The organism is Coprococcus sp. ART55/1 (assembly GCF_000210595.1).
In the GTDB taxonomy this organism is placed as follows: Bacteria; Bacillota; Clostridia; order Lachnospirales; family Lachnospiraceae; genus Coprococcus; species Coprococcus aceti.
Genome location: NC_021018.1, coordinates 2,425,225 through 2,435,547 on the forward strand (window position 1 = coordinate 2,425,225; position 10,323 = coordinate 2,435,547).

7 protein-coding genes and 1 pseudogene are annotated in these 10,323 nt (G+C 42.9%); 7 read left to right on the forward strand and 1 reads right to left on the reverse strand.

Annotated elements, in window-relative coordinates:
- The 5 genes and pseudogenes from CCU_RS10910 to CCU_RS10930 form a co-directional block, all read left to right on the forward strand.
- Window positions 1-396, forward strand: a pseudogene (locus CCU_RS10910) (phospho-sugar mutase); the annotation flags it as partial.
- Window positions 397-506: 110 nt separating this feature from the next.
- Window positions 507-2,270, forward strand: a complete 1,764-nt coding sequence (locus tag CCU_RS10915) for a phospho-sugar mutase (RefSeq protein WP_015534698.1) — start codon at window positions 507-509, stop codon at window positions 2,268-2,270.
- A 263-nt stretch (window positions 2,271-2,533) separates the two neighbouring features.
- Complete coding sequence (locus CCU_RS10920; RefSeq protein ID WP_015534699.1) at window positions 2,534-3,343, forward strand: hypothetical protein; 810 nt, start codon at window positions 2,534-2,536, stop codon at window positions 3,341-3,343.
- A gap of 35 nt (window positions 3,344-3,378) precedes the next feature.
- A complete protein-coding gene (locus CCU_RS10925; protein ID WP_015534700.1) occupies window positions 3,379-5,580 on the forward strand; it encodes an alpha-galactosidase in 2,202 nt (733 codons plus the stop codon).
- 60 nt (window positions 5,581-5,640) lie between these two features.
- Window positions 5,641-6,666 (forward strand): LacI family DNA-binding transcriptional regulator, encoded by a 1,026-nt coding sequence (locus tag CCU_RS10930; RefSeq protein WP_015534701.1) that lies wholly within the window; start codon window positions 5,641-5,643, stop codon window positions 6,664-6,666.
- A gap of 23 nt (window positions 6,667-6,689) precedes the next feature.
- Here CCU_RS10930 and CCU_RS10935 read toward each other — a convergent pair whose 3' ends face one another.
- Entirely contained in the window at window positions 6,690-7,610 is a 921-nt protein-coding gene (locus CCU_RS10935; RefSeq protein ID WP_015534702.1) for a helix-turn-helix transcriptional regulator, read from the reverse strand.
- Window positions 7,611-7,901: 291 nt separating this feature from the next.
- On the opposite strand from CCU_RS10935, the gene CCU_RS10940 reads away from it, so the two are divergent.
- Together CCU_RS10940 and CCU_RS10945 are read left to right on the forward strand one after the other, a co-directional pair.
- Window positions 7,902-9,347 carry an ABC transporter substrate-binding protein gene (locus tag CCU_RS10940; RefSeq protein ID WP_015534703.1) on the forward strand — a complete coding sequence of 482 codons (1,446 nt, stop codon included), beginning with the start codon at window positions 7,902-7,904 and terminating at the stop codon, window positions 9,345-9,347.
- A gap of 86 nt (window positions 9,348-9,433) precedes the next feature.
- A partial coding sequence (locus CCU_RS10945) for a carbohydrate ABC transporter permease (RefSeq protein ID WP_208896178.1) occupies window positions 9,434-10,323 on the forward strand: 890 nt, incomplete at its 3' end.

Genomic DNA, 10,323 nt, shown 5'->3' on the forward strand with positions numbered 1-10,323 from the left:
AGAATGGTTGAATTGTGGCAGGAATATGGTTACTACAAAGAGAAGGTTCAGACCATGAAGTTTGACGGACGCGAGGGTGCTGCAAAGATACAGTCAATGATACAGACGCTGAGAGATAATCCGGTGCAGAAGGTCGGAACTTACAGCGTGGAGAAGATCTACGACTACAAGCTTGGAACAGAGACAGACGCAGCGACAGGCAAGTCCGAGGCGGCGGTGCTTCCAAAGTCCAACATGATATATTATCAGCTTGCGGATGGCGCATGGTTCCTTGTGAGACCTTCAGGCACAGAGCCGAAGATCAAGTTCTATCTCGGGGTAAAGGGAAACTCACAGGAGGATGCGGCAGAGCAGCTTGACGGGCTTGCGGCAAATGTGAAGGCGATGTTCTCATAAAACGGGATGATTGGTAAGAAACGAAATGGCTGGCAAATAAATGTCAGCAGAAAATAGGTTCGAAGATCGCGGTCGCGACTAAAAATAATTACAAGGTGGAGGTAAAAAAGATGGGTTACATGGACGAATACAAGTTCTGGCTTGAGTCAGACTGCTTTGATGAGAAGACCAAGGAAGAGCTTAGAAGTATCGCAGATGATGACAAAGAGATCCAGGACAGATTCTACAAGAATCTGAAATTTGGAACCGGCGGAATGCGCGGAATCATGGGTGCTGGAACCAACAGAATGAATATATATACAGTTACAAAGGCTACACAGGGCCTTGCAGAATACATACTTGAGGTTGGCCCTGAGGCTGCTAAGAGAGGTGTAGTAATTGCACATGACTGCCGAAATATGTCAGCAGAGTTCACAGAGGCATCAGCTCTGTGTCTCAATGCAAATGGCATAAATACTTATGTGTTTGATGCACTCCGCCCTACACCTGAACTGTCATTTGCAGTGAGAGAGCTTGGATGTATAGCCGGAATCGTGGTAACAGCAAGCCACAATCCACCTGAGTACAACGGCTATAAGGTGTACTGGGAGGACGGCAGCCAGATCGTATCCCCTCAGGATCAGGATATCCTGAAGCATGTGGCGGATGTAGAGAGATACGAGGATGTCAAGACCATGGACAAGGACAAGGCGGTTGCAGACGGTCTGTTCTGTATGGTTCCTGCAAGTGTTGATGAGAACTATTATCAGGCGCTCATAAAGCAGACCATCCACGGCGACATAATTCCGAAGGTTGCAGACGATATCAAGATAGTATACACACCACTTCATGGAACAGGAAATGTACCTGTAAGGGAAGTGCTCAAGAGACTTGGCTTCAAGCACGTATATGTTGTAGAGGAGCAGACTGTTCCTGACGGGGACTTCAGTACAGTCAAGTCACCAAATCCGGAGGAACCATCAGCATTTGCCATGGGAATAGAACTGGCAAAGAAGGTTGATGCGGACGTTATCATGGCCACAGATCCTGATGCAGACAGACTTGGAATATACGTCAAGGACAGCACGGGAATCTGGAAGGACACGGAATTTGCAGATGATCCGGCATATCCATATGTCCGATTCAATGCCAATATGACAGGTGCCCTGATAGCAGAATATGTATGCCGCGAGCAGAAGGCAGTCGGCAAGCTGCCGGCAAACGGAGCTATCTGTAACACGGTTGTCAGCACCAATCTTACAAAGGCGATAGCAGAGAATTACAAACTGAAATATATAGAGACACTCACCGGATTCAAGTACATAGGTGAGCAGATACTTCTCTTTGAGAAGAACAACACATACAAGTTCATCTTCGGAATGGAGGAGAGCTTTGGATGTTTGGTAGGAGACTACACTCGTGACAAGGACGCCTGCGCAGCCGTTGTCATTTTATGTGAAATAGCAGCATTTTATAAGCTGCAGGGAGAAACCATCTGTAATGCCATGGAAGAGGTTTACCGCAAATATGGCTATTACTTTGAAGGTGCGTTTGGGATAACTCTAAAGGGTGTAGATGGTGCAGCACAGATTAAGGAGATGATGGAGAACTTCAGAAACCATCCACTTACGACCTTTGCAGGTATCAAGGTTATCGGCATGAGGGACTATGTGAGCGGAATCCGCAAGCCGCTTGATGGCGAGGAGGAGAATATGGGCCTTCCAAAGTCGAACGTGCTGTACTATGAGCTGGAAAATAATGCGTGGTTCGCGGTTAGGCCTTCCGGAAATGAACCAAAGATCAAATTCTACTTTGGCGTGAATGAAAACAGCCTAAAAAATGCCATGTCAAAGATAGACGAGATGAAAGCATGTGTGCAGGAGCTTGTTAAATAAACAATCACAAAGTATGGCAGAATTTACTGCCGAAAAATAAAAACATTCCTTCCATATACTACAAAAATTAACATACGAATGCACTTTCCAGCCAATGCGCTGAACAAGAGGGATCTCGGCTTTGAGGCTGAGGTCCCTTTTGTAAAAGTAAAATATAGTTAAAAATGCTAAAAACCTGTTTAAAAATTAACTAAAAAATGCTACAATGTATAAAGTAACGGCAGTGTGTGGCAAACGCGTATAGGAGTAGTATAGGAGATTATATGCCAGAAAAAGAAATAGAAATAGAAAAAGAAATAAAAAAAGAGAGAGAAATAGAAAAGAAAAATATAAAAAGTATCGCTGGACATATCATCGATGAGAAAACCGATGAAAAAGAGAAACGAGAGCCGGAGAGTGTCTTGGATGTGGATGAGCATATGTCTGAGAAACAGAAGTTCAGTCTTATGAACAAACAGCAGAAAAGGGAATATATACTGGAGTATTATGCCCCGAAGGCTCTATTTGCACTTGTTGTTGTTGGCATAGTTGTATTCCTTGTCGTAAAACATTTTACGGCGGAATCTGCTGCACTCAACATCCTTGCGGTCAACACTACACAACAGGAATCTGCGGCGAATGACAAGGCATACTATGAGGAATTCCTCAGTGAAAATGGCCTTGATGCGGAGAAGGAATATGTCAGCATAAGTACAGGGATCGGCGTATCAACTGATCCGAATGATGCCATGAGTCAGGATAGTCTACAGCTTATACAGAACAAATTCATGGCGAATGCGGTGGACGTGTTCTTTGCCGACACAGACCTTGTCATGAGTTTTGGAGAGTTCGGATATATGCAGGATCTTGATAAGGTGCTGACTGATGAACTGAAAGAAAAGTATAAAGATTCGTTTGTGTATGCAACGGTTATTGAAACGGGTGAGAAGATACCTGTCGGAATAAAGATCGGTGATAATTCCTGGGTGAAGGATACCGGTTGGTATGAAATGGATGTTGCAGTGGGATTTGGTGAGAATGCCAAGAATATGGATCTTGCACTTGAATTTCTTGAATACATAAGCAGAGAGTGATACCCATAAATAAAACGAGGAGACTATAGATACATATGAGCATAAGATATGATGAGGCAAACAGAATATTTGAACTTGATACGAGAAACACGAGTTACCGGATCGGAATCGTCGATGAAGAGGGGTTTGTCGGACATATATATTATGGACAGAAGATTCGTCCGCAGAAATGTGATCAGTTTTTGAGAACGTGTGAGGCTCCTTTTGTTCCGTCCAAGAATAACAGGGAGAGATGTTCATTTATGGACACATTTCCTACAGAGTATTCCGGAAATGGAATAGGAGACTACAGGGAGAGTTGTATTGCAGTAAAGACCGCAAATGGCAGCAGAACCGTTGATCTGAAATTTGTGGATTACGATATTGTAAATGGAAAGCCGGGGATTAGTGGCCTTCCGGCATCATTTGCGGGAGAAGAGGAGGTTCAGACTCTCGTTGTCCATATGATGGATGGGGGATGTGGCATTGATGTTGACCTGATATATTCTGTGTTTGAGGATGAGGATGTTATAACCAGAAGTGTGAGCGTGAAAAATGCAGGTGATAGGGATATCAGGCTCACAAAGGTATATTCTGCATGTATAGATATGGATGACGAGGATTTTGAGATGCTCACTCTTCATGGCTCATGGGCCAGGGAGAGACAGATCGAGAGACGCCCGATAGCTTATGGCAAGCAGAGTGTAATCTCTCTCCGCGGTGAGTCATCCCACCAGGACCATCCGTTTATGGCATGGATGACAAAGGGTACAGATCAGACTACGGGTGATGTATATGGAATGCATTTTGTGTACTCGGGTAACTTCATCGCACAGATAGAGAAATCACAGTTTGATTCCATACGCGCAGTCATGGGCATACATTCAGAGGGATTTGAGTGGTGGCTCACGCCTGGAGAGACGTTTACAGCGCCTGAGGTTGTGCTTACATACAGCCATGATGGACTTGGACAGATGACTAGAAATCTTCATGATTTTTACAGATGCCACATGATAAGGAGCAAATATCTTCATCAGAAGAGACCTGTCCTCATCAACAACTGGGAGGCTACATATTTTGACTTTGATACCGATAAGCTCCTTGCGATAGCAAAGAGTGCGGCAGAACATGGAATAGAGATGCTGGTCATGGATGATGGCTGGTTTGGACATAGAAATGATGACGCCACAAGTCTTGGAGACTGGTTTGTAAATGAAAACAAGATCAAGGGCGGTTTGAAACATCTTGTTGATGAGGTGAATAAGCTGGGGCTGAAATTTGGAATATGGATGGAGCCTGAAATGATTTCCCCTGATTCTGAACTTTACAGAAAGCATCCTGACTGGGCGTTTGCGGTTCCGGAGAGAACGGCTACATTATCGCGAAATCAGTACGTGCTTGATCTCTCGAGAAAAGAAGTTAGAGACTACGTGTATGAATGTGTGCATAACGTGATATCATCCGCAAATATTGAGTATGTTAAGTGGGATATGAACAGACAGCTCACGGATATCGGCAGCGTAGAATTCACCGGAGACAGGCAGGGAGAATTGGCTCACAGGTATGTGCTTGGAGTATATGAGCTGCAAGAGCGCCTTGTTAACGATTTCCCAGATCTTTTGCTTGAGAACTGCTCGGGCGGTGGTGCAAGATTTGACCCTGGCATGCTTTACTACAGTCCGCAGATATGGTGCTCCGATGACACGGATGCCATAGAGAGACTTTCTATACAGGAGGGAACGGAACTGATATATCCACTTTCGACCATGGGCGCCCATGTGTCGGATTGCCCTAATCACACAGTTGGAAGGAGTACACCTTTTATGACCAGGGCACATGTGGCTCTGGCGGGAACATTTGGCTATGAACTCGATATCACAAAAATAAGTGAAGAAGAACGTGCGATGATCCCTGAGCAGGTGTCTATGTATCATAAATATAATGACCTTGTAAGGGAGGGTGATTATTATAGGGTTGCATCGTACAGGGAAAATGGACTGTATGATTGCTGGATGGTTGTTGCAAAGGATAAGAGTGAGGCGTTGGTGACTTACGTTCAGGTGCTTGGAAGACCTAACGTACACAGTAGAAAGATAAAACTTTTAGGGCTTGACGTGACTGCTGGTTACAGACTTGACGGAACGGAGAAAGTGTATGGGGGAGATCTCCTCATGAATGCCGGAATGCTCATTGAAACTATGCGTGGAGATTATATGAGCAGACTGTATCACTTTGTACTTGACAATAGTTTAACTTAAAAATAAAATAAAAATTAAGTTATTTAACCACGTGAAAAAATAGAATAAGAAGGACTAGTTATGGCAAAATCAGTAAAATTGGGAGACATAGCTGCCATTGTTGGCGTGAGTACCGTGACGGTTTCAAAGGCACTTTCAGATCAGAAGGGTGTCAGCGAGGAACTCAGAGCACAGATCAAACAGTTGGCAGATGAGATGGGATATCAGTCACCATCTGAGATCAGAAAGAAGACGGCAAAGAAAAAGTATAATATAGGAGTGCTCATCCAGGAGATATACCTTGGAAAGTATCCATCGTTCTATTGGCAGTTATATCAGGTGCTTAACAAAAAAGCGGTGGCAAGAGGTTGCTTTACTATGCTGGAATTTGTTTCCAGAGATAGTGTATTGAATGCTGAGATGCCTATGCTCTTGGAGGATGACAAGGTTGATGGAATGGTTGTTGTAGGTTCCATGGGTAAGGAATACCTGGAAAAGCTGGAGAAGACAGCCAAGGTTCCTATAGAGTATGTGGATTATTATGACAATTCGAGGCCGATAGACACGGTTATAGCAAACAGTTTCTATGGAAGCTATATGCTGACTAATTATCTGTATGATATGGGACATAGAGATATTGCATATGTTGGCACGATAGGTTCAACGAACAGTATAACTGACAGATATTTGGGCTATAGAAAGTCTTTGTTGGAGCATGATATTCCGTTCAGAGAAGACTGGGTTATTCCGGACAGAGATGTGAAGACGGGGCAGTTTGACGAGGAGAAGTGTTTTAAACTTCCGGGAAATATGCCTACAGCGTTTGTGTGCAACTGTGATCTTGCGGCAGCTACGCTCATAAAGATACTCAATGCTGCGGGCTACAGAGTTCCTGAGGATGTGTCCGTTGTGGGGTTTGATAATTACATGTATCCTGGAATCTGCGATATAGGCGTGACCACATACGAGATCAATATGCAGGAGATGGCAGAGAGAACCATGCATAAGATTATAAAAAAGATATCCAACGAAAAATATACTGATGGCATATTTGTTGTGGATGGACGAATCGTGATAAAGGATAGCGTCGCCAGAATAGAACGATAATGAAACGATAATAAAACTACATATCAATTGTAATGCAAATCGGAAATAGACACCGGTGCAGCCTGCTTGAAAGACAGCGGAGTTGTACCGGTGTCTTTTTTGAACAAGTTGATAAAGTGGTTTGTGTTCTCGATTCCAACCTGGGATCCGACCTCGTGGACGGACAGATCTGTTGTGAGAAGGAGCCTTTTGGCGGCATCGATCCTGCGACTGTTGAGATAGCGCATAGGTGATTCACCGAAGTGAAATGAAAATTCTCTACATATCCTGTATCTGCTGATCCTGTAAGTTGCCTCGAGGTCATCAAGCGACATTGGTTCGGCGTAGTTTGTATCCATCTGATTCTTTACCGATAAAAGATAAGAAGGCACACAATCCATCTTCTTGGATGAGTTTTCAATAAATACACATAATTCGGTCAGGATATCATTAAACCATTTGGAAATTCTGAAAATATCGGTGGCAGACAACTCCCCCTGGAGTCTGCTTATCAGTGAAAGATGGCTCCAGAGTACAGAGGCTCCGGCAGAGTCCTTTTTATAATATATGGATTCGGGGAGAAACTCGTGATACAGGCGAAGTGGAGCTCCGAGGATGAATGCCTCGTAGAAACGACACTTGCCGTTCGTGGTGTATGTTATTTCTGATCCTGCCTCAAAAAGCGCGGCTGTATTCTTGGAATATGATGATTTGCTGCTGCCCGATGTTACTGTAAGAGTTCCTTCATATATATAGAAGAAATGGTAACACGGAATGAAAGAGAAGGTATAACTGCATGAATAAGCAAAAGAAATATCGCCGTTGGCCAGAAGATGAATCAGGCCATCGTTAATCATTGATTCTTCATATGTAAAGAACGCACTGTGGAATCTTGCGTTCTCAATACCTTTCTGAATATTGTAACCTGACAGTACAGTGCAGGAAATTAATTCTTTAGCTAACATGTAAACCACCTCCTATCCATAATAATACAATTATTAAACAATCATCACAAGCTAAAAGCGATATAAATTAGTGGCTAATTAGCTAAAAAAACAATAAAATGCTAATTAAAGATAAAAATATATAGATAAAATGTCTATACGATATTAGAAAAAAAATAACGATAATGGTAAAATTAACGAAAAGTACAAAATACTGTGATTAAAAACAAAATTGAGTGATGACTAAAAAGTAAATTAATGTATACTTAATATAAAGTTAAAAACAAAGAAGGTTTTAAGGAGGACAAAACTATGAAATCAAAGCGTATTGCATGTATCGCAATGGCTGGTCTTATGGCAGCATCACTTGCAGGTTGTGGAGGCTCAGACAGCGATAACAAGGACACAACAGAGGCAACAAAGGCTGCCACAGAGGCAGCAGGAAGTGATTCAGCAGATGACACAACAGCTGATGCTGAGGGAATCAAGTCATATGCAGACATCCAGTTAGGAACAGACTTCACAGATCTTTCAGCGGAGATCAAGTTCTACAACAACAGAACTGATATGGACTCAGATGACTACGGCGGAAAGAACTGGAAGCAGTATCTTGAGGACTTCAACAAGGAGTACCCAAATATCAAGGTTGATGTTATCACAGATACAAACTATGCAGATGATGCTCTTACACATCTTCAGTCAGGAAACTACGAGACAGTAATGTGTATCCCGGCAGTTGATATGGCAGACCTTTCAACATATTTCATGTCATTTGGCGATTATGATACAATGAGCAGTCTTGTAAATTACTCAAACAGATGGCTTTATCAGGGTCAGGTATATGGAGTACCTCTTGCAGCTACAACACAGGGTATCGTATACAACAAGAAGGTATTTGCTGATGCAGGTGTGACAGACGTACCTAAGACACCAGAGGAGTTCATCGCAGCACTCAAGGCAATCAAGGATAAGAATCCGGATTGTATTCCACTTTACACAAACTATGCAGCAGGCTGGACAATGGGAGCTTGGGATGATTATATCTCAATCACAGCAACAGGCGATGCTACATACAAGAACCAGAAGTTAGCCCATACAAAGGATCCATTCAAGAACTATGGCGACGATACACATGCTTATGCAGTATATAAGATCCTTTACGATGCAGTATCACAGGGACTTACAGAGGATGATTACTCAACAACAGATTGGGAGTCATGTAAGGGAATGATCAACAACGGCGAGATCGGATGTATGGTACTTGGTTCATGGGCATACCCACAGATGGAAGCAGGCGGACCTAACGCAGACGATATCGGATACATTCCTTTCCCTATCTCAGTAAATGGTAAGCAGTACGCTTCATCAGGTGCAGATTACTGCTACGGTATCAACGTAAACGCTTCAGATGATGAGAAACAGGCAGCTCTTGTATTTGTTAAGTGGATGACAGAGAAGTCAGGATATGCTTACAACGAGGATTCACTTGCAATTGTTCCTGGTTCAGAGTCAAAGATCTCATTCGACGGTGTTGACTTCGTTGCAGACGAGGCAGCTCTTGAGGGCGAGGAGGATTACCTCAACCAGCTCAACTCAGAGTCAGAGCTTAACGTAAGCAATGGTGGTAACGACAAGATCCAGGCCATCATCGAGCATGCTGCAAATGGCGACATGTCATTCGATGATATCATGGCTGAGTGGAATCAGAAGTGGTCAGATGCTCAGGAGTCATTAGGAATCGAAGTTACTGAGAAGTAATAAAGATTTCAATATAAATAAGTAAGAATAAGCTACAGACCGGGGTGGGATTGCCCGCCCCGGTTTATTAAAAAAAAGGCGGTGGAATGAGTATGGCTAACAAAAAACAATCCGGCTTTGGTAAATGGGCGTCAAGCAGGAAGGGGCAGCAGGTTATAATATGCGCAGCCTTCGCAATTATCCCATTGCTTTTGCTATTAGTATTTACATATATACCATTCGGAGAGATGGTTAAATTTAGTTTCTACAAGATGAAATATACGACGCCTGTAGAAAAGAGAGAATTCGTAGGATTAGCAAATTATATCGATGTATTCACAAGAAAAGACTGTTTCGGTGCATTAAAGCTCAGTTTGTATTACATCGTAGGAGCACTTGTACAGTTAGTGCTTGCACTTTTCCTTGCAACTCTTCTGAGTTTCAAAGTAAAAGGTGGTAACCTTTTCAAGGGATTTATTTTCTTCCCTTATCTTATCAGTGGTATCGCTGTAGGTTTCATTTTCAAATTCTTCTTCACAAGAGGATTCGTGTTTGACTCAATCCTTCAGTTGTGTGGATTTAGCTTAGACAACCTTCCATACTGGCTCAAAGACCAGAGTGTCAACAACTGGACACTGGTTTCAACCTCGGTCTGGAGATACCTTGGACAGATGATGGTTCTCTTCATTGGAGCTATCATGTCGGTAGATGCAGAACTTTATGAGGCGGCAGAGCTTGATGGTGCAAATAAATTCCAGCAGTTTAGATATATCATACTGCCAAGTATCAAGACAATCGTTACATTAAATGTAATTTTAGCAATAACAGGATCACTCAGTGCTTTCGAGCAGCCTTTCGTTATCACAACAGGTGCAAACGGAACAGGTACTTACTTCATCATCATGAACAAGATAGCACATACAAGCCAGAAGGTCGGTCTTGCTTCAGCAATGGCCGTTGTACTTCTCCTTATCATACTTATATGTGCTGCGCTTCA